The 20490-nt window shown below is 74.1% G+C and carries 14 protein-coding genes and 1 pseudogene; 11 read left to right on the forward strand and 4 right to left on the reverse strand.

What is annotated here, in order from left to right:
* Positions 1 to 132 precede the first annotated feature (132 nt).
* Entirely contained in the window at positions 133 to 4548 is a 4416-nt protein-coding gene (locus WMF28_RS18905; protein WP_437603637.1) for a protein kinase domain-containing protein, read from the forward strand.
* Between the two features lie 78 nt (positions 4549 to 4626).
* Here WMF28_RS18905 and WMF28_RS18910 read toward each other — a convergent pair whose 3' ends face one another.
* A complete protein-coding gene (locus WMF28_RS18910) occupies positions 4627 to 5817 on the reverse strand; it encodes a hypothetical protein (RefSeq protein WP_437603638.1) in 1191 nt (396 codons plus the stop codon).
* Positions 5818 to 6227: 410 nt separating this feature from the next.
* Positions 6228 to 8981, reverse strand: coding sequence for a transglycosylase SLT domain-containing protein (locus WMF28_RS18915; RefSeq protein ID WP_437603639.1), 2754 nt, complete (start codon positions 8979 to 8981; stop codon positions 6228 to 6230).
* Between the two features lie 324 nt (positions 8982 to 9305).
* Between WMF28_RS18915 and WMF28_RS18920 the strand changes: the two genes are divergently transcribed.
* The 4 genes and pseudogenes from WMF28_RS18920 to WMF28_RS18935 form a co-directional block, all read left to right on the forward strand.
* Positions 9306 to 9788: a MarR family winged helix-turn-helix transcriptional regulator gene (locus WMF28_RS18920; protein ID WP_437603640.1), complete on the forward strand. Its 483-nt coding sequence runs from the start codon at positions 9306 to 9308 to the stop codon at positions 9786 to 9788.
* Positions 9789 to 10134: 346 nt separating this feature from the next.
* Positions 10135 to 11301, forward strand: a complete 1167-nt coding sequence (locus WMF28_RS18925) for a hypothetical protein (protein ID WP_437603641.1) — start codon at positions 10135 to 10137, stop codon at positions 11299 to 11301.
* Positions 11302 to 11490: 189 nt separating this feature from the next.
* Positions 11491 to 12288, forward strand: coding sequence for a CDP-alcohol phosphatidyltransferase family protein (locus WMF28_RS18930; protein ID WP_437603642.1), 798 nt, complete (start codon positions 11491 to 11493; stop codon positions 12286 to 12288).
* A gap of 221 nt (positions 12289 to 12509) precedes the next feature.
* Positions 12510 to 13142 (forward strand): annotated as a pseudogene (locus tag WMF28_RS18935) (phosphatase PAP2 family protein); the annotation flags it as partial.
* A gap of 47 nt (positions 13143 to 13189) precedes the next feature.
* On the opposite strand, the gene WMF28_RS18940 reads toward WMF28_RS18935, so the two are convergent.
* Positions 13190 to 13900 carry a cob(I)yrinic acid a,c-diamide adenosyltransferase gene (locus WMF28_RS18940; protein ID WP_437603643.1) on the reverse strand — a complete coding sequence of 237 codons (711 nt, stop codon included), beginning with the start codon at positions 13898 to 13900 and terminating at the stop codon, positions 13190 to 13192.
* Between the two features lie 99 nt (positions 13901 to 13999).
* Between WMF28_RS18940 and WMF28_RS18945 the strand changes: the two genes are divergently transcribed.
* Both WMF28_RS18945 and moeB read left to right on the forward strand, forming a co-directional pair.
* Positions 14000 to 15577 (forward strand): hypothetical protein, encoded by a 1578-nt coding sequence (locus WMF28_RS18945; protein WP_437603644.1) that lies wholly within the window; start codon positions 14000 to 14002, stop codon positions 15575 to 15577.
* A gap of 75 nt (positions 15578 to 15652) precedes the next feature.
* The gene (moeB, locus tag WMF28_RS18950; protein ID WP_437603645.1) at positions 15653 to 16816 is read left to right on the forward strand and encodes a molybdopterin-synthase adenylyltransferase MoeB; all 1164 of its coding nucleotides are present in this window, start codon (positions 15653 to 15655) and stop codon (positions 16814 to 16816) included.
* Between the two features lie 91 nt (positions 16817 to 16907).
* On the opposite strand, the gene WMF28_RS18955 is transcribed toward moeB, so the two are convergent.
* On the reverse strand, positions 16908 to 17240 hold the full coding sequence (locus WMF28_RS18955) for a hypothetical protein (protein ID WP_437603646.1): 333 nt from the start codon (positions 17238 to 17240) through the stop codon (positions 16908 to 16910).
* A 267-nt stretch (positions 17241 to 17507) separates the two neighbouring features.
* Between WMF28_RS18955 and WMF28_RS18960 the strand changes: the two genes are divergently transcribed.
* The 4 genes from WMF28_RS18960 to WMF28_RS18975 all read left to right on the forward strand — a co-directional run bounded on the left by WMF28_RS18960 (position 17508) and on the right by WMF28_RS18975 (position 20433).
* Entirely contained in the window at positions 17508 to 17876 is a 369-nt protein-coding gene (locus WMF28_RS18960) for a hypothetical protein (RefSeq protein ID WP_437603647.1), read from the forward strand.
* Between the two features lie 199 nt (positions 17877 to 18075).
* The gene (locus WMF28_RS18965) at positions 18076 to 19092 is read left to right on the forward strand and encodes a tetratricopeptide repeat protein (RefSeq protein ID WP_437603648.1); all 1017 of its coding nucleotides are present in this window, start codon (positions 18076 to 18078) and stop codon (positions 19090 to 19092) included.
* 56 nt (positions 19093 to 19148) lie between these two features.
* On the forward strand, positions 19149 to 20168 hold the full coding sequence (locus WMF28_RS18970; RefSeq protein WP_437603649.1) for a hypothetical protein: 1020 nt from the start codon (positions 19149 to 19151) through the stop codon (positions 20166 to 20168).
* Between the two features lie 49 nt (positions 20169 to 20217).
* Positions 20218 to 20433, forward strand: coding sequence for a hypothetical protein (locus WMF28_RS18975; protein WP_437603650.1), 216 nt, complete (start codon positions 20218 to 20220; stop codon positions 20431 to 20433).
* Positions 20434 to 20490 lie beyond the last annotated feature (57 nt).

Below are 20490 nucleotides of genomic sequence, written 5' to 3' on the forward strand. Positions count from 1 at the left end.
GGCGCCTCTGAGCCCCGGTCAGGCCCCACCCTCGCTGCCGCGGCCGGCCTGAGGCCGCGCGAGCGATCAACCTGAGCCGGCAGCAGCGTTCACGATCCACTCCGGCGGCGTTCGGCTGTAAGAGATGAAGAGATGTCCGCTCGCGATGGATTGCTCGAGGTCGGCGCGCTCGTGGACGGCCGGTATCAGGTGCTCGGCCATCTCGGCAGCGGCGGTCATAGCGTCGTCTACGACGCCCGCCAGATCGTGACCACCCAGCGCGTGGCGCTCAAGCTGCTGCGGCCCGAGGCGCTGCGGCGCTCGCGCGAGTCCGGCTCGCAGGAGGCGCGCTTCGAGCGGGAGATGCAGGTCATCGCCCAGATGAGCCACCCGAACATCGTCCGGCTCCTCGACGCCGGGCGCCTGCCCGAGGGCGAGCTCTACCTGGCGCTGGAGTACGTCGACGGCGAGACGCTGACCGCGCGCTGCCAGCGCACGAAGGGGATCGAGCCGAACGAGGCGAAGCGGCTGATGCTCCAGGTGCTCGACGCCATCGGCTTCGCGCACGAGCGCGGCGTCGTGCACCGCGACCTCAAGCCGCACAACATCATGGTCGCCGGCACAGGCAAGCGGACGCTCGTCAAGGTGCTCGACTTCGGAATCGCCGCGCTCATCGGCGAGGCGCGCTCCGCCGACTACCGCGCGCTCACGCCCACCGGCGAGTTCAACGGGACCCCGGCCTACATGGCCCCGGAGCAGCTCGTGCAGGCCACCCCGACCACGGCGGCGGACATCTACGCATGGGGGCTCACCTTTCTCGAGTGCCTGATCGGCGCGCCCGTGATGCACGAGGCGACGGTCGCCGAGGTCATCTTCCGCCAGCTGAGCCCCGAGCCGGTGCCCATCCCCCGCGCGCTCCGCGGCCACCCCCTCGGCGCGCTGCTCGAGCACGCGACCGCCAAGTCGCCGGCGCACCGCTTCCGGTCCGCCCGCGACGCCTACGAGCAGCTGGAGGGCTGCGACGTGTCGACGATCCCGTGGCCGCTGCCGCGCGACAAGGAGCGCGGCGGCTCGCTGGAGCAGCGGTCGATCGCGACGCGCGCGGTGCACCCGGCCGAGGCGGACCAGGAGACGCAGCTCGTGCCCTCCGAGCCCGAGCCGCCGCCGGGCACGCAGCGCAGGTCTCCCGAGCAGCAGCGGCAGGACGAGCGGCTCGGCGCAGCGCCGACGCTCGCGATCCCGGGCCGCAGCTTCGCGCCCGCCGAGCCGCCGGCGAGGCCGATCCGCAACGCGTCGATCCAGCTCGACACCGCCGAGAGCCCGCAGACGGCTCCGAAGCTCAGTTTCCGCCCGAGCGTCCCGCCCGGGACGCGCCCGGTGACCCTCACCGGCCGCGGCGAGCGCCGCCAGCTCACCGTGCTGGTCTGCGGGCTCGCGAGCGCCGAGCGCATCGCGGACACGGTCGACAGCGAGGCGTTCCACGAGCTCGTGCAGATGTACCAGGCCGCGTGCGCGCAGGTGATCGGGGCGCAGGAGGGGGTGTTCCTCCGCTCGCCCGGCGAGGAGACGGTCGCCTACTTCGGTCATCCGGTGGCGAAGGAGGACGACGCCCTCCGCGCCGTGCAGGCCGCGCTCGATCTTGTCGAGCACATGTCGCACCTGAACGCGCGGGAGCTCGTGTCCGTGCCCCTGTCGGTGCAGGTCGGCGTGCACACCGGGATCGTCGTCGTGGCGGACAGCGACGCCGTGCCATCGCTCGCCGGCCCGACCCTGAACGCCGCGACGCAGCTGAAGGCCCACGCCGAGCCGGGCACGGTGCTCGTCAGCCGCGCCACGCAGAAGCTCATCGAGGGCTATTACTACGTGGACGCGCTCGGCGAGATCAGCCCGAAGGGCGCGCGCCAGCCGCTCGAGGTCTTCGCGGTGCACGGGCGCACCACCGCGCGGGACCGGCTCGACGCGAGGATGCACCAGGGGCTCACCCCGCTCGTCGGGCGGGACAGCGAGCTCGACGAGCTCGCCGCCCGGTGGACGCGGGCCGCAGGCGGCGCCGGGCAGGTCGTGCTGATGACGGGCGAGGCCGGCATCGGCAAATCGCGGAGCGTGCGGGCCTTCCGCGACCGGCTGGCGGGGACGCCGCACCTCTGGCTCGAGGCGCGCTGCTCGCCGCAGCTCCAGAACAGCGCGTTCTATCCGGTGATCGAGCTGCTCAACGCGCTGCTCGCGGGCGACCGCGACCGCGCGAGCACGCTGAGCGGCTCGGCCGCGGTGCCGAGCGAGCGCGGCGAGGCGCTGGAGCAGGGCGGAGGCCGACTCGCCCGGCTGGAGCAGCTGCTCGCCGAGGCGGAGGCGGGGCCGCTCGCCGTGCCGCTGCTCGCCGCGCTGCTGTCGATCCCGACCGAGGGGCGCCACGCCGCGCCGGCGCTCACCCCGCAGCGCCAGCGGCAGGAGACCATCGCCTCGCTCCTGCAGCTCTTCCTCGGGCTCGCCGATCGGCAGCCGCTCGTGCTCACGACCGAGGACCTGCACTGGGCCGATCCGTCGACCCTGGAGCTGCTCGGCCGGCTGATCGACGAAGGGAGGCCGTCGCCGCTGCTGCTGCTCCTGACCGCGCGCCCCACGTTCGCGCCGCCGTGGCCGCTGCGATCGCACTTCACCCAGATCCACCTCGCCCCGCTCAGCGCCGAGCGGATGCAGGCGCTCATCCAGCAGCTGGCCGGCGCCTACGCCACGAGCGGCGCGTCGGCCATCCAGGCCCCGCTTCCGGACGAGGTGCTCCGGACGCTCGCCGAGCGCAGCGACGGCGTCCCGCTGTTCGCCGAGGAGCTCACGCGCATGATCCTCGAGTCGGCCTCCGCCAGGGCGGCCGCAGGCGAGTCGGCCAGCACGCCGAGCGCCTCGCGCGGGTGGATGGGCACGCTCGAGATCCCGACCACCCTCCAGCACTCGCTGACGTCGCGCCTCGACCGCCTCGGCCCGGCGAAGGAGGTCGCACAGCTCGGCGCGGTGTTCGGCCGATCGTTCGGCTACGAGGCGCTCGAGCTCTGCGCGGGCGGCGCGGGCGGCGAGCCGCTCCTCGTGGCGTCGAGCCCGGCGCCGCTGCGCGAGGCGCTCGCGCAGCTCGTCGACGCCGAGCTGCTCTTCCAGCGGGGGCGCCCCCCGCGCGCGACGTACACGTTCAAGCACGCGCTGGTGCAGGACGCGGCCTACCAGTCGCTGCTCCGCAGCACCCGGCAGGTGTACCACGCGCGCATCGCCGCCGTCCTCGCCGAGCGCTTCCCCGGGACGCCGCCCGAGCTGCTCGCGCACCACTACACCGAGGCCGCGCTGCTCGGCCCCGCCATCGCCGCCTGGCAGCGCGCGGGGGAGGCCTCGCTCATCTCGTCCGCGCACGCCGAGGCGATAAGCCACCTCCGCCGCGGGCTCGAGCTCCTCAAGCAGCTGCCTGAGACGAAGGAGCGGACGCGCGACGAGATCACGCTGCAGACGACGCTCGGCGTCCCGCTGATGATCACGCGCGGCTACGCCGCCCCGGAGGTCGAGGCGGCGTACGCGCGCGCGCACGCGCTCTGCCGCGAGGCGGGCTCCTCGCCGCAGCTCTTCCCCGCGCTGTGGGGGCTCTGGATCTTCTTCCACGTCCGCGGCGATTACGCGCTGGCGGAGCAGCACGGCGAGCAGCTGCTCGCGCTCGCCGAGAGCACCGGCGACCCCGGCATCTCGCTGGGCGCTCACCAGGCGCTCGGCGCGACGCGCTTCCTCCGGGGGCACCTCCACGAGGCCCGCGAGCACTTCAACAAGGTGCTCGCGATGTACGACCCCGCGCGTCACCTGCCGCTCGCCTTCCTCTTCGGGCATGACGCCGCGGCGTTCTCGCTGTCGCACCTCGCCTGGATCACGTTCCACCTCGGCGAGCCGGAGCGGGCCAAGGCCTCGATCGACGAGGCGATCGCGCTGTGCGAGGAGCTGAACCAGCCCGTGAGCCGCGGCTTCGTCGAGCACTTCGCCGCCGTGCTGTGCTGCCTGCTCGGCGATCTCGCCGGCGCGGAGGCGCACGCGCTCGTGCTCGGCAAGCTCTCCGAGGAGGTGGGCATGCCCCACTGGGCGGCGCTCAGCCAGATCGATCTCGGCTGGGCGACGGCGGCGCGCGCCGCGCAGGGGCCGGCCGGCGAGGCGGCGCGCGCGCGCTACGCGGAGGGCGCCTCGCGCATCCGCGGCGGACTGACGATGCTGATGGGCGTCGGCAGCCGCGTGTCGCTGACCTACTGGCGATCGGCGCTCATCGAGGCGGAGCTCGGCGCGGGCAACGTCGACGAGGCGAGCGCGCTGCTCGACGACACGCTGGCCTTCGTCGACAAGAGCGACGAGCGCTACTTCGAGGCCGAGCTCTACCGGCTCGCGGGCGAGATCGCGCTCGCTCGCGGCACACCGACCGCCGCGGAGGCGCGGGCGCGCGCCGAGGCCGCCTTCCGGAAGGGGCGCGAGATCGCCGAGCGGCAGGGCGCGCTCGGCCTGGTGACCCCGATCTTCGAGCGCCGCGGAGCGCGAGCCGATGCGGCGGGAGCTCGCTGAAGGAACCGTGAAGGGCAGCGCGCGCGGGGCGGCGCGACGCGGCGGCGGGAGATCCGGCAGGAGCGCCGTCGCGCGGCGCTAGAGATCTCCGTGGCTCGGCGGCGGCACCCGCCACGCGACGATCTCGGCGTGCTGCTCGCGGCTGAAGGGCCGCTCGAGGAGCCGCGGGCAGCACTGCCGCGAGCGGAACAGCTCGAGGATGTAGCTCATGCGCTCGTTCAGGGACGCCCAGTCCTCGGCGCCGCAGCCGTCCGTCGTCTGGTCGTGGGCGTCGTACTCGCGCAGGAGCTCGTAGAGCTCGCGATCCTCGATGGTCGCGAGCTCCGCGCAATGGAGCGGCAGGCCGGGCGGCGCGGGCAGGTCGTGGCCGAGCTCGAGGACCTCGTCCGGGAAGCGCATGGTCATCATCGCCTTCGTCGCGATCAGACGCCAGACCGCCTGCAGCTTCTCGATCTTGTCGAGGACCATGGACTGCAGCGCCTCGGGCAGGTACCGACCGCGCGGGCCGACCGTGTCGATCGTGCAGCGGACGGGCGCGTTGAGCGCCCGCGCGATGTACGTCTGGAGCCGCACCTGCTCGTGCAGCCCGACGCGCGCGTTGGCGAGGAGGATGAGCTCCGCCTTCTTGTCCTGATCCTCCGTGACCATCGCCTCGTGGTAGTGCTCCATGGCGCTGCGGAGCAGCCCCTGCCCCCCCTGCGGAGACGGCCCCAGCTGCAGCCCTTCCAGCAAGGCCGCGAGCTCGGCCTTCCCGGGTCGTGGGCAACCCCGATAGAGCTGGATCATGCGGGCGAACAGCGGCCCGAGCTCCCCGAACACCTTGAGGTTGCCGGCGGCGATGTCCGAGCTCAGCTCGCCGAGGATCCGCTCCGGCAGCTCCAGGAGCCCGATCCCTTGTCCCCACCAGGGCGCGATCAGCTCGATGGCGCTGATGCGCAGCGCGCTCCCTCGCTCGGGCTCACCCAGGCCGCGCCCCCTCAGGATGCGCGGCAGGAGCGCCTCCCGCTGTTCCTCGTCCGAGAGGATCAGCCACCGGAGCACCGACGGCACCTCCTCGTTGCGGATGAACGTCCCTGCAGTCTTGGAGGCCCACGTGGCGAAGGAGCACCAGTGGGCGTTGCCCCCGCCGAGCAGCTTCACGAGCTCGGCGGAGAGCTCGTGGTAGCACTGCGTGATGAGCAGGTTGCGCAGCACCGGCTGGCCCTCCAGCGCGATGATCGCGTGCACCTGGTCGAGCAGCGAAGGCAGCTCGGACGTCTCGGCAGGCATCCCCCTCGCAGCGCCCCGTGCCGAGCGTTCCACGACGCCGCTTCGCGTCGCGCGGGGCGCCGGAAGCGGCGCCTCCGCGGCCAACGAGGCCTCCGCGGCCAACGAGAAGGAGGGCCGATAGGCGGTGTCCTGGAAATGTGCGGCATGTTCGCTCGCTGTTACCGCGGACATCAGCGGCTTTGCAGGGGTCGTCATTCTCCCGTGCTATCTCCAATTGATGCCAGGTGTCCATACCTGTCCATAAGTCCATGGTGAGAAATGCGGGCTGGCACACCGGGTGAGGTTCCAGACGCTGAGTTCGTGCTGGGGAGTTGCTGAACGCGCGGCTCCTCTCGTGCTGGGTTGCGTTGGGTCGCGCGCCGCAGCGCAGCAACGTCCCAGCGTGGTAACGGCGCGCGCGCGGCCGTCGATCACGGAGATGGAGCGGGAGGCGAGGCGGGGGCGGTCGTCGCGAGGGGGGGTGCGCCGCTTTCACCGGGGCCGCCGCGGGGCCAGGTCGTGACGCTCACGCGGCGCTCGCGGGCGAAGGTCCGCGCGACCACGGCCCGCACGTCCGCCGGCTCGACCTCCTCGAGCGCGCGCAAGAGCCGCGGCAGGCTGCCCGGATCGAGCGCGGCGCGCAGCCGCAGATCCGTGATCGGCCGCGGGGACGCAGGCGGCGGCGCGACGGCGGCGCGGCGCGCGAGCACCTTCTCCAGATCGAGCTTGAGCAGCGCCTTCGCGAGCGACAGCTCCTTCCAGGTCGGGCCGGACGTCGCGAGCGACGCGAGCTCGGCGTCGAGGCGCTGCTCCAGCTCGGCGGCGTTGCGCGACGGAGCGGGCGTGAGCTCCACCGCCGCCACGCTCGCCTGCGCGCCGAGCGACAGCCGCCCCGTCACCGCGGACGCGAGCTGCCCCTCGGTCACGAGCGCCTTCGCGAGCCGCGCGACGCGCGGGCCGGTGAGGATCTCCATCGCCACACGGAGCGACGCCTCGTCCGCGCCTCCCTCCGGCGGCGCGATCCAGCCGTAGAGCAGCCGCGGCGCCGGCACCGCGTCCTCGATGACGATCCGCTCCTCGCGGGGGTGCGGCCCGATCGGCCGCTCCGGCTCCGCGACGACGCGCTGCAGCGAACGCGCGAGCGCCTGCTCGACCGCCGCGCGCGAGACGTCGCCCGAGAGCGAGATCGTCGCCTGGGCCGCGGCGCGCTCGCGCCGGAGCGACTCGGTGAGCAGGAGCTCGCTGGCCGCGCCCACGTCGGCGCGCGCCCCGAGCAGGGTGCCCTCGAGCGGGTGACCCGCGGGGAACAGCGCCTCCCCGAGCGAGAGCCATGACGGGCCGTACGGCGTCCGCTCGAGCGCGCGCCGCGAGGCCGCGCTGGCCTGCCTCCTGAGCTCGGCCACGCGCGCCGCGCTCGCCTCGCCGAGCAGCATCCTGAGCCGCGCCGCGACCAGGTCGACGCCGACCTCGAGATCCCGAGGCGGGACGGTGATCGCGACGCGCGCCTCGCTGGCCAGCGCCGGCCCCGCCGCGCCGGCGTCGCTCGCGGATCGCGCCGGGACCGCGACGGACGCGCTGATCGAGACGAGCGGCGCCGCGGGGTCCTCCCGCAGGTCGACCGCGATGCCGCTCGGGAGGCGAAAGCGCCGCACCTGCTCCAGGCCGAGCCCCGCGAGGAGGCCTATCTGCTTCTCGATCGCCGCCTCTCGGCCCTTGAGGGCGCGGCGCGCGCCCGGGCCCTCGGCGCCGTCGAACGGCGACGCCGGGACGAAGCGGCCGCTCCGGATGCCGAGCGGGTCGTCCTCGAAGGCAGGGCGAAAGCCGACGTCGCCGCCGATCATCACGATCGGGAGCTTCGCCTCCAGCGCCTGCGGATTGCCGAGGAGCGGCATCGGCGCCGGCGCCTGGCCGGGCGGGATGAAGAGCGGGAGCCGGTTCCGGCCGAGCGACACGGGGCGGGGCGGCAGCGACGCGCCGTCCAGCGCGAGCGCGCCGCTCGCGCCGCGCGGCGGCAACGCGGCGGACACGCTCGACAGGCCATCGCCCTCCTCCTCGTCGAGCTCCTCGTGGTCGAGGTACGCCGGGAAGAGGGCCATCGCGCGCGCGACGCGATCCGCGGGGAGCGAGATCAGGTGGTCGACGCGGCCCGGCGGGACGCGGTCGCGCAGGAGCTCGGGGTTGTGCTCGCGCAGCACGGCCGTCGAGATGCCCGCGGCGCGCGCGATGGTGCGGAGCCGCGTCCCCGGCGGCACCGCGACCTCGCCGAGGTCGAGCGACGCGAGCGGCGCGACGTCGGGCAGGTCGAGCCCGAAGCGCGCGCGGTTCGCCGCGACGATCCCGAACGCCACGATCTGCGGCACGTAGTCCGCGGTCTCCTTGGGGATGGCGCCGGCCTGCGCGAGCTCGGCGACGCCGATGGGCCCGCGGGTCTCGGGATCGCGCGCCGCCGCGACCTTCGACAGCGCGCGGAGGACGCCCTCATGGCCGACGTTGTACGCCGCCAGCGCGAGATCCCAGCGGCCGAAGCGCTCGTACAGGTCGCGCAGGTGCGCGGTCGCGGCGTCGGTGGCGCGCGTGAGGCTCATGCGCGCGTCGATCCACTCGGACTGCTCCAGGCCGTAGGCCTCGCCCGTCCTCGGCATGAACTGCCAGAGCCCCGCCGCGCCGGCCGGCGAGACCGCCCGCGGATCGAAGCCGCTCTCCACCGCCGCGACCCAGAGGAGATCCTCCGGGAGGCCCGCCTCGCGGAGCGAGCGCTCGACGATCTCGCGGTACGCGCCGGCGCGCCGGAAGCGGCGCTGGAAGACGGCGCGCCCCTCGGCCGACTGGGCGAAGAAGCGGACGAACCGCATCGTGCGGCGCGTGAGGGGGACGTCCAGATCCGGCATCGCCAGCGTGGCCAGGGCCGCGCCGTCGGGGTGCTCGAGATCCTCGTCCGTCGCGGGCTGGAACTCGCGCACGAGCAGCGCCGTGACGACGGGCGGCGCGTCCCCGGCAGGCGGAGCGCACGCCAGCGCCGGCGCGACATCGGCCGGCGCCCGATCGAGCAGGCCGGGATCACGGAAGGCGCGGTACGCCGCCGAGAAGGACGCGCGCACCGAGGGCGCCTGGCCGACCGCCGCGCCAGAGAGGCAGATCAGCGCGCCGAGCCCGGTCCACAGAGCGGCTCGCCGTGCCCAGCTCATCACCGCCGATCTTGCGCCGAAACCGTCCGCGGGCGCTACGGCAAAGCGCGGAGACGGCGGCGGCGATGTGCGCTGCTCGACGGCGCGCCCCTCCCCGGGCGCGCCGCCCCTCCCCCGCCCCTCCCCCGCCCCTCCCCCGCCCCTCCCCCGCCCCTCCCCCGCCCCTCCCCCGCCCCTCCCCCGCCCCTCCCCCGCCCCTCCCCGCCCGACCCGTCGCTCCCTGCGGCGCGCCTCGCGCCCGCTCCGCGGCCGCTCATTCGCCGGCCGGCCATCCCTGCGGCAGCACTAGCCACCTGCGTCCGGGCGAGCTAGCACGCGTCGACGATGCGCTCGTCTCAAGCCGCCCGTCCTGCAGAGAAGACCTCTCGGCTGGGCGAGGTGCTCGACTTCATGAAGCTCCTGTGGGCCGTCGATCACGGCCTGCAGTCGACGTCGAAGCGCATGGAGGCGAAGATGGGCGTGACGGGTCCGCAGCGGCTCGTCATCCGCATCGTGGGACGCTACCCCGGGATCTCCGCCGGACGGCTCGCCGAGATCATGCAGCTGCACCCGAGCACCCTCACGGGCGTGCTCAAGCGGCTGCAGCAACGCGGCATCATCGAGCGCCGGGTCGATCCGAAGGACGGCCGCCGCGCGCTCCTCGGCCTCACCGCGCGCGGACGCGAGCTCGACAGCCTCCGCACCGGCACGGTGGAGTCGGCCGTGCGGCAGGCCCTCAAGACGATGCCCCGGCGCAAGCTCGAGGCCGCGCAGGATGTGCTCTCGGCCGTCGCCGAGGCGCTGCAGCCGCAGCGGGCCGACGAGTAGCGTCGCCGGCCGGATCAGCGCGCGCGGCGCGCGTTTCAGCCCGGGCAGCGCGGATCGGCGAGCGCCTGGCAGCCGCGACGCGCCGGCGCCGCGTCGCGCGGAGCGAACGGTGCTTCGCGCCGGAGAGCGCAACGCGATCAACGCGAAGCGCACGGCTCCGCCGCGACCGGCCGACCCCGCGGACATCGAACGGAGGAGCAGCGGTCGTCCCGCACGGCAACCCGCTTCCCGCCGTCCCCGAGGCGGCGGGAGGCGCCGCGCCGGACCCGCGAACCGAGGCCTTCGACGCGGCCTCCGCCCGGCGCGCGCCGCGCCGAGGGCCTCTCATCAGCACGACGAGGGAACAATGAAGCACTGGGTTCTTGGCGCGATCAGCGCGGCGGTCCTCGCCGCAGCGTGGGGCTGCGGCTCCGGCGGAGGAAACGGCGGAGCCGACGCGGGAGGCGGCGGCGCAGGGACGGGGGGCGGCGGAGCAGCGACAGGCGGCGGAGGGAGCGGGAGCCAGGCCGCGGCCTGCACGATCACGGCCCGAGGCCTGGAGGTGAGCGGCGGCCGCGGGACCACGCCATCGATCGCATGGACCGGGTCGGGCTTCGCCATCGCCTGGCAGGAGTGCGGCGCCGACGAGGGCGACATCCACCTCGCGGTGGTCGACGCGGACGGCAACAGGCTGAGAGAAGAGGTGATCGAGGCAGGTCCGGGCGTCTCCAGCCACCCGAGCGTCCTCCGCGACGGAGAGGGCTTGCTCGTCCTCTGGCAGGCCGAGGACGGCACGGGCAGCATCGTGCGCGGCCGCCGCGCGACGCTGGAGGGCGTCCCCGACGGCGCCGCCTTCGAGCTGGTCCAGAGCGGCGCGGCCGAGTCCTGGCCCATCGCCGCCGCGGGCCAGGACGGGCTCGTCCTCGCGTGGATGGATGGGAGCGGGTCGCTGCTCGGCTTCCTCGACAGGGGCGCGCTGGGCAACGCGACGCCGCTGGACCAGGCGCAGTTCCCCGCGGTCGCGACCGACGGCGACAGGACGGCCCTGGCCTGGACGCAGGGCGACACGCTCGGCTTCGCCAGGCCGGGCCGGGGGAGCGCGCCGCTCGATCGGATCGCCCACCAGGGCGTCGATGCGAAGCTGACGCGCGTCGCGCTCGGCGGGGACGACGCCTTCGTCGCCTGGGAAGACACCCGCACGGGCACCGAGCAGATCCGCGCGGTCCGGATCTCCGCGCAGAACGAGGTGTCCCCCGAGGCCCTCGTCTCGCGGACCGAAGGCAGCGCGAACTGGCCGGCCCTCGCGTGGACCGGGCGCAACCTGGCCGTCGCGTACTACCAGTTCCGCGACGGCCCCCCGGCCGTCTTCGTGGCGCTGCTGAACCGCGATCTCTCGCCCGCCGGGGTCGACGTCAAGGCGAGCGGCGACGCGCCCGCCCGGTACCCTGCGCTGGCCTGGACGGGCCAGGAGCTCGCCATCGCCTACGCGGAGCAAGACCAGGGCATCCGCCTCTCGCGCGCCAGCTGCAAATAACCGGCGCCGCGCTCGCTCGCGCGCTCCCCGCCGCGTCGCCGCCGCAGGCCGATCGCCCGCGGCGGCGCCGCGGCAGGGGCGCCCGCGGCAGCGCAGGACGGCCGCCCGCGTCGGCCCGGATCGAACCCTGCAACCGCTCCCGGGGTGGCCGTTCTCCCCTGCGCCGTTGCGATCCTAATCTGCACAGCCGTGCTCGGCGCCTACGCCGTGCGCGTCGCGCGCCACGGCCGACCCGCGATGCCGCGGCTCGGCGCGTCCCCGGGGAGCGCGCTGCTCCCGGGCCCCGTGGTCGAGGCCTTCTACTGGTCGTTCCACGCCCCCGCGCGCGCGCTCGTGCGCCTCGGCGTCTCGCCGGACACCCTCACCTACCTCTCGCTCGCCCTGTCGCTCGCCTGCGCCCCGCTGCTCGCGATCGGCCGCTTCCGGGCCGGCGCCGCGCTGCTCATCGCCGGCGCCGTCCTCGACGCGCTCGACGGCATGGTGGCGCGCGAGGGCGGCAAGGCGTCGCGGGCCGGCGCCGTGCTCGACTCGTGCCTCGACCGCGTGTCCGACGCCGCGCCGCTCATCGGCCTCGCCGTCTTCTACCGCGGGCACGCCGTCGCGCTCGCGATCCCGCTCGTCGCCATGGTCGCCTCGTCGCTCGTGAGCTACGCGCGCGCCAAGGCCGACGTCTACCGGATCGCGCTGCCCAACGGGCTGATGCGCCGGCACGAGCGGCTCGCCTACCTCGTCGCGGCGCTCGTCTTCGGCCCGGCCGTTCCGGCCACGCCGCTGACCGGCGCGCATCCCTTCCCGATCACGCTCGCCTGCCTCGCCCTGGTCGCGGGCGTCGGGCTCGCCGCCGGCCTGCGGCTCATGCAGCGGACGCGCGCCGCCCTGGCGGCCGCCGACGCGGCGGAGCTGCCCGGGCCGAGGACGACCGCGCGCCCCGAGGGGGAGCGCCGGCGCCTGCTCGACAGCGGCAAGGCCACGAGCGCGCCGCTCTGATCATGCTCAGGCACGCGCGCGCGCTCTGGGGCCCCCTCTGGTGGCTGCCGGCGCTGCCGTGGGTCGCCTACGCCGCGCTCCTCGCGCGGCGCGGCGCCGCGCGCTGGGACCACCTCGCGGTGGCCGCCCTCGTCGCGACGAGCGCCTACGCGAGCGCGCGCTCGCGGCGGTTCTTCGTGAACGCCCTGCCCTTCTTCCTGCTGTTCCTCGCGTACGACGCCATGAAGCAGCTCGGCGGCAGGCTCGTCGCGCCGGACGACATCCTCGGCTGCGAGCTGCGCTCGGCCGAGCTCGCGCTCTTCGGCGTGGAGATCGGCGGACAGCGGCTCACGCCGGGCGATCTGCTCGCCCGGCTGGAGCGCCCCGCGCTCGATCTGCTCTGCGCCGTCCCGTACGGCGGCTACGTGCTCGTGATGGTGGGGCACTGGCTCCACCTCTACCGGAGCGACGCGCTCGCGGCGCGCCGGTTCGCCTGGCTCGCGTTCACCACGCACCTCCTCGGCATCGTCACGTACCGCCTGCTGCCGGCCGCGCCGCCCTGGTACGTGCGGGCCCACGGGTGCGCGATCGATCCGGCCGCCCAGAGCTCCCCCGCCGCGCTCGTGCGCGTCGACGCGATGCTCGGGATCACCTACTTCCGCGACCTGTACAGCCGCGGCGCGACCGTCTACGGCGCGCTGCCGTCGCTCCACGTCACCTACCCGCTCTACGGGCTGCTCGTGACCTTCCGCGCGGCGAGCGCGCCGTCCCTGGTCGTCCAGCTCGCCTACGCCGTGACCATGCTGTTCGCGGCGCTCTACCTCGACCACCACTGGCTGATCGACGCGCTGCTCGGCTACGCCTACGTCGCGCTCGCGTGGGCGATCATCCTCTGGACCTTGCCCGACCGGGGCGGCCCGGATCAGGCGAGATGTGCCTTGCCGCCGCTCGCCGAGACGTCGGGCTCCCAGAGGAGCTCCGGCGTGCCGAGGAGCGCGGCCGCCCAGCGGCTCCAGACGAAGAGCGCGTCGCTCAGGCGGTTCAGGTAGCCGACCGCCAGCGGATCGGCGTTGCCCCCCTGCGCGAGGCGCACGCAGCAGCGCTCGGCCCGGCGGCACACCGTCCGCGCCACGTGGAGATCCGTGTTGAGCCGCGAGCCGCCCGGGAGGACGAACGAGCGCAGCGGCGCCAGATCGGCCTGGCAGCGGTCCATCTCGGCCTCGAGGAGCTCGATCTCCGCCTGCGTCACGCGGGGCTGCTTCGGGTGCACGTCCTCCGGGAGCGTCGCGAGGATCGAGCCGAGGTTGAAGAGCTCGTGCTGGACGCGGAGCAGCGTGCGCCCGAGGTCCTGGAGCCGCTCGGCGCTCCCGGCGGGCGCGCCCGGGAGGAGCTCGATCAGCGTCTGCCGCGAGGCCCCGATCAGCGCGTTGAGCTCGTCGACCGTGCCGTAGGTCTCGATCCGCGCGTCGTCCTTCGGGACGCGCTGCCCGCCGACGAGCCGGGTCAGCCCGCCGTCCCCCTGCCGCGTGTAGACGCGGTTGATCGTGATCTTTGGCACGCTGAAGACGCGCCCCGCCTTGTCCTCGGCCTCTGCCCGGGGGGCACCCGTCCCGCGCGGTTCGTCGTTGCTCACGGGGATTTCACGTAGAGCGTGCGCGCGCGACGGTCAAGGAACCCCGCCGGAGGGGCGGCATTGACGATCGTCCGGGTGGAGTGGAACAGTCCTTTCCCTATGCGCTCCCCCGGACCGTCGCTCCGTCGTCCGTTTTCCCTCGCCCTCGTCCTCCTCGCCGCGCTCCCCCTCGCGGCCGGCTGCGCCGCCGAGACCGCCGCGCGACCCGCGCCCCAGCCCGCCGTCACGGCGGAGATGGCGCGCATCGCGGAGAGCCAGCGGCACTACGACGAGGCGAGCCGCGCGCTGTCGGACAAGCGGTACCCCGAGGCCCGCGCGCTGCTCGACAAGGCGAGCGGCCTCGGCGTCGACTCGCACCGGTTCCAGATCGGCGAGCTGCGCGAGAAGCTCGACCGGCGCGAGGCGAAGCTCCGGGCCAGCGAGGCCGCCGAGCTGCTCGATCGGCAGGACTGCGAGGGCGCGTTCGCCAGGCTGTCGGCGCGGATCGACGAGCTGAAGAGCGAGGCGTTCACGCAGGAGGCCCGGAAGCTCGTGGCCTCGCAGGCCGTGGCGTGCGCCAGCGGGAAGGTCGACGCGGCGACGACCGCCGGCAAGTTCGCGGACGCGCGCGCGTTCGTCGCGGCGCCGCCGACCAGGACGGTCCTCGGCGACGAGGCGGCCGATCGGCTCGCGGCGGAGCTCGACGCCACGATCACCGAGGCCCTCTACGGACAGATCGAGGCCGACATCACGGCCGGGCGCTGGGCGAGCGGGGTCGAGAAGCTCGACGCCGCCGTCGGGCGGGGGGACGCCTCCGAGGAACAGGGGCGCGCGGTGCTCGCGCGCGTCCGCGCGGCCGCGGCGCCGCGGCTGACCGAGCTCGCCGGCAAGGCGGTCGGCGCGCGGGACGCGGCCGCCACGCTGGAGCAGCTCGACGCGACCCTCGCGCTCCTGCGCTGGGACGCGCTCGCGCCCGACACGACCGATCTGCAAGGGATCAGCGCGGCCGACTTGCCGGGGAGCAGCGCGCTGCCCGAGCCGCTCGCGCGGAAGCGCGCGGCCCTGGCAGCGTGGGTCGAGGCGACGCAGGTCCGGATGAAGCCGATGAAGAAGCCCTCGATGCGCTGGTCCCACGGCACGGTCGCGGTCGCGCCCGCCGCCGACATCGACGGCGAGCCGAAGCGCAGCCTCCCGCCCTCGACCCCCGTCTGGATCCTCGGCCAGACAAAGGAGCGCGCCCTGGTGACCGCGGTCGACCCCGGCACGGCCGTGCTCACGGCGGCGCTCGAGGTCGCGATCGGGTGGGTGCCGCTGCCGCGCCTCGCCCCGGAGCCGACCGACGACTGGCTGCCGCCGAACGATCAGCTGAAGGGCGAGCGCGTGTGGGGACCGCTCCGGGAGAAGCAGCCCACCTTCGAGCTCGGCGTCGTGAGCGACGTCCAGGGCGCCGACATCCTCGTCCGGCGGCTCGCGGACGACGTGGAGGTCGAGCTGTCGCGCAAGCAGCTCCGCAGCGCGCGCCTCGCCCCGGGCACGAAGGTGCTCGCCCTCTGCAAATCCGAGAACGAGATGGCGACGATCATCGACGTGCCGCCCGCCGGCCGCGTCGCGCGCATCGAGTGCGCAGGGGGCATGCAGAAGGAGGAGCCGCTCGCCTCGCTCCGGTCAAGGCCCGATCTCCTGCCCCGCAGCCGCTAGAAAATCCGCCTCCGTCCGTCCGTCGTTGACTCGTAGCGCCACGCACCTAAGTCTCCCTATCTCTGAGGAGCCACGATGCCTACGACCTATAGCGACCTCATCTCCGACGTCCGCAAGTCCATCCGCGAGCTCTCGCTGAGCGAGCTCAAGCGCCGCCTCGACGACAAGGCCCCGATCGTGCTCCTGGATGTGCGCGAGAAGGAGGAGTACCGCGCCGGCTACATCCCGGGCGCGATCTCGATCCCGCGCGGCTTCCTCGAGATGCAGGTGGAGCAGAAGCTGCCGGACAAGGCGGCGCACATCGTGGCCTATTGCGCCGGCGGCACGCGCTCGGCGCTCGCCGCGAAGACGCTCCAGGAGCTCGGCTACACCAACGTGGAGAGCGCCAACCCGGGCTTCGTCCGCTGGAAGGACCTGAGCTACCCGGTCGAGCTGCCGCCCAACCTCACGGAGGCGCAGCGCGACAGGTACTCCCGCCACCTGCTCCTGCCCGAGGTCGGCGAGGCGGGGCAGGCCAAGCTGCTCGCCGCCAAGGTCCTCCTCCTCGGCGCCGGCGGCCTCGGCAGCCCGGCCGCCCTGTACCTGGCCGCCGCCGGCGTCGGGACGATCGGCCTCGTCGACGCCGACGTTGTCGACAACTCGAACCTCCAGCGGCAGATCCTCCACGCGACCTCGCGGGTGGGCATGCCCAAGGTCGACAGCGCCGAGGCGGCGATCCGCGACCTGAACCCCGACGTGAAGGTCGTGAAGTTCCAGGAGCGCGTCGACAGCTCCAACGTCGACCGCATCTTCGACCAGTTCGACATCGTCCTCGACGGGTGCGACAACTTCCCGACCCGCTACCTCGTGAACGACGCCTCGGTCTTCAAGAAGAAGCCGGTCGTGCACGGCTCGATCTTCCGCTTCGAGGGCCAGGTGACGACGTTCCTGCCGGGCGTCGGCCCCTGCTACCGGTGCCTCTATCCCGAGCCGCCGCCCCCGCACCTCGCGCCGAGCTGCCAGGAGGCGGGCGTGCTCGGGATCCTCCCTGGGCTCGTCGGCATGATCCAGGCGACCGAGGTGGTGAAGCTGATCCTCGGCCAGGGGACGCCCCTCATCGGCCGGCTCCTCACGTACGACTCGCTGCGGATGAAGTTCGGCGAGCTCAAGCTGCGCCGCGACAAGACCTGCCCGGCGTGCGGCGAGTCGCCGACCATCACGAGCTACATCGACTACGAAGGCTTCTGCATGATCGGCTGATCGGCGCGCTCTGGGCGGCGCGGGCGGCACGACGACCGAGCGCCCCGCGCCGCCCGCGCCGCCGCGCCGTCCGGCGAGGCCCTCCGCGATGTCACGAGGGGTACTGGACCACGGTGCTCTTCTCGGGCCGCTCGATGCGCTCCACGCGGCTCGTCACGACCTGCCGCTCCTGCCCATCGGGGTCCATCTGGGTGAAGTAGATGGGGGCGCCGACGCGCGCGTTCTGCGGCTCCGGGATCACGATCCCGTTCGGGTTGATCCGGACCGCGCCCTGGAGCTTCAGGTGCAGCGCGAGGTGGGCCGACCTGAACTTCCGCGCGGCCCGATCGCGCACGGCGACGCAGATCTCGTCGCGGACGTGATACTCGGTGTTGCGGGTGATGAAGACCCGGTGCCTGCGGCGGTCGTTGCCCGTGTAGCTCATGGTCGCTCCTTCGCGCCCTTCGGCGCGACGCGCATCCTGGCAAGGCGCGACGCACGTGGCCAAATTCGTCGCCGCCGCGCGGCCCCGGCGTCCCGCACACAATCGCGTGCCGCAGCAACTTTGTGCGGATCTCCGCGCGCTTCTGGGAATGCCGAGCGCGTCGGTGCCACGATCGCGATCTCAATGCCGCACAGCGAGCGTCTCCCCGGTCCCGGTCTGGCGAAGGTCAGGCGACCGCCTCTTTTCCAGCGGCGGCGCGTCGAGCTCGTGACCTGCTCGGCGGGGCGCCTCCACGCGCTGTTCGACGACGCCGACGTGGTGAGCGAGGGGAGCACCCGGAACGAGGGGGGCGCGCTCGTGTACTACGGGTCGACCAGCGTGCTCGTCGCGCTGCCGCCGGACGTGCCGCTCGCGGCGCCGCTCGACCGGGCGCTCGCGCTCGACCCTCACCTCCGGCTGCGGGCGCTCCGTGTCGCGCAGCGCGAGGCGGCCGCGCGCGCGGGGGGCCCGCTCGGGCCGCTGCACGCCGAGATCCGCTGCGGGCTCGCGCCGCGCGCGGCGGCGGTCGTGTTCGCGTTGACCGTGGACGTCATGGCGCGCGTGCTGGTCACCACCGACAGGACGGCGCACGCGTGATCGCCATGCCAAGCAAAGCTGCCCCCCTCGCACCGCTCGCCGTCGCGCCGCCGCGGCGAGCGCTCGCGATGTCCGCTGTGTCCCCTCTTGACGCGCGTGTCCACGTGGAGAACGGGAGCACTCCGGCGCGAGGCGGGGTACGCTCCCCGCGGCGCGCTCAGCCTCTGCCGATCCTCGGCGCGGAGCCCGCGACGCTGCGATGAGCAAGAAGGACCTTTCCGCCTCCGGCGATTCCGACAAGGTGATCCACGTCGTGTTCGGCCCCGGCGGGGGGCGGGTGTCGGAGCCCCCGCCCGCCCCGCGGACCGGCGAGCCGGAGGCGCCGCAGCCTGCGCCGGGCGCGCGCGAGCCGGTCACCGACATGTTCACCGGCACGGAGGTCGGGCGGCTGCTCGGCATCTCGCCCGGGCGACTGCGCTCGCTCGATCGCGCCGGCATCGCGTCGCCGAGCGGCCGCCGGCAAGGGCGGCGCGCGTACACCTTCTCGGATCTGATCGCCCTGCGCGCCGCGCGCGATCTCATCGCCCGCAAGGTGCGCCTGCGCGACGTCGCGCGGGCGATCGGCAACATCCGCGCCGCGCTCCCCAAGGTGACGCGCCCCCTCGCCGAGCTCCGCGTCGCCTTCGACGGCAAGGCGGTCGTGGTCCGGGGCGCGTCGGGCGCGTTCGAGCCGCTCACCGGGCAGATGGTGCTCGACTTCGAGGTGAAGGAGCTGCGCGACGACGTCGTGCGCGTGCTCCGCCCGAAGGTCGGCAGGGATCGCGCGCGCACGGCCTACGATCTCTACATGCAGGCCAGCCAGCTCGACGAGGATCCGGCGACGATGGACGAGGCCGAGGCGCTCTACCGCCGCGCGCTCGAGATCGATCCCTGGCTGGCCATCGCGTACACGAACCTCGGCAACATCTGCTTCCGGCGCAACGCCGAGGAGCAGGCCGAGGCGCTCTACATGAAGGCGCTCGAGCTCGACGCGGCCCAGCCGGAGGCGCAGTACAACCTCGGCTACGTCATGCTGGAGCGCGGCCGCGCGCCCGAGGCGATCCGGTACTTCCGCGGCGCGATCGAGAGCGATCCGCGCTTCGCGGACGCCTATTACAACCTCGCGATGGCGTACGAGCAGATCGGCGATCCGACGAAGGCGCGCCCGTGCTGGCGGAGGTACCTGGAGATCGAGCCGACCGGCACGTGGGCCGAGATCGCGCGCCGGCACCTCTGAGCCGCGCGCCGCGGGTTGGACCTGGAGGCCCTCTTTTCCGGCATACTGCGGGCCTCATGGATCAGCAGGGCGCACCGCTCGGCGCGGCAAACCACCCCCCTGGCGGCTATCCGCCGGGAGGAGGCCCACCGGGCGGCCACGGCCCTCCTCCCGGCGGCCACGGTCCTCCGGGCGGCCACGGTCCCCCCGGCGGCCACGGTCCTCCGGGCGGCTACGGCCCTCCTCCCGGCGGCTACGGTGGTCCGCCTCCGCACGCGTTCGGCGCCTCTCCGGGGGGCTTCGGCGGCGCGCCGCTCAGGCCTCCGCCGAGGCGGTCGAACCTCGGGCTGATCCTCGGCATCGGCTGCGGAGCTGTCTTCCTGCTCTGCATCCTCGCCGGCGCGGTGGTCATCTATTTCTCCACGGGCGTCACCGCCCGCGAGATCGCCAGGCTGCCTGAGCCGCTGCCCACGGCCCCGACCGCCGACCGCCCCGTCGACGCGGCCGCGGAGCGAGGCGTGCACCGCGCCGAGATCCGCGATCTCCGGACCTTCGCCGCGCGCGCCGGCAAGCTCCAGCATTTCGTCGGCGAGATCCACAACACCGGGACGGTCGCCATCGGCTCCCCGAGCGCGAAGGTGACGCTCTACGACGCCGGCAACGTCGCCCTCCTGAGCGGCGACTGCGCGACCCAGGTGCGCCTCTTGCCGCCGGGCGAGAAGGTCCCGTGCGCGTTCGCGTCGCAGCGTCCCCCCGGGCTCGCCGCGTTCAAGGCCGAGATCGCCCCCGCGGCCCCGTCGTTCCGGGGGAAGCTGGCCAAGCTCAGCATCGCGGACACGAAGTTCACGCCGACGCGCGGGCAGAGCCCGTACCAGGTGGCGGGCAGGATCACGAACGAGTCCACCTTCACGGCCCGGTCCGTGCTCGCGATCGTCTCGCTTTACGGCGCCGACGGGAAGATCGTCAGCGTCGGTCAGATCGCCGTGGCGGGCGGCGATCTCGCCCCGTCGGCGAGCGGCGACTTCGCGGCGAGCATCGTGGATGTCGCCGACGCGCCCGCGACGTGGCAGGTCTTGGCGGTCGGATACAGCGAGTGAGCGCGAGCGGCTGTCGCGGCGCGCTCCAACCGATGGAGAGGTGAATGAGATGAGCGACGTGGGATCGGCCCGGCGGGCCAAGGACGAGCTCAAGGCCAAGATCGCCGGCGAGCCGTGGTGTGTTGGCGTCGGGGTAGAGCGAGAGGACGGGGTCGGCTTCATCGTCCGCGTCAGCGTCCGGTCGGGAGGGGCTGCGGCAGCGCGCGCGGCCATCCCGGAGCGGATCGGCGGCGTGCTGATCAAGGTGATCGAGAACGACCCCTGAGCACGGCCGATCCGCGCTCTCCGTATCGCCAGGCCGCGCAAAACGTGTAAGCTGCGC

It is taken from the genome of Sorangium sp. So ce590 (genome assembly GCF_051521365.1).
GTDB lineage: Bacteria > Myxococcota_A > Polyangia > Polyangiales > Polyangiaceae > Sorangium.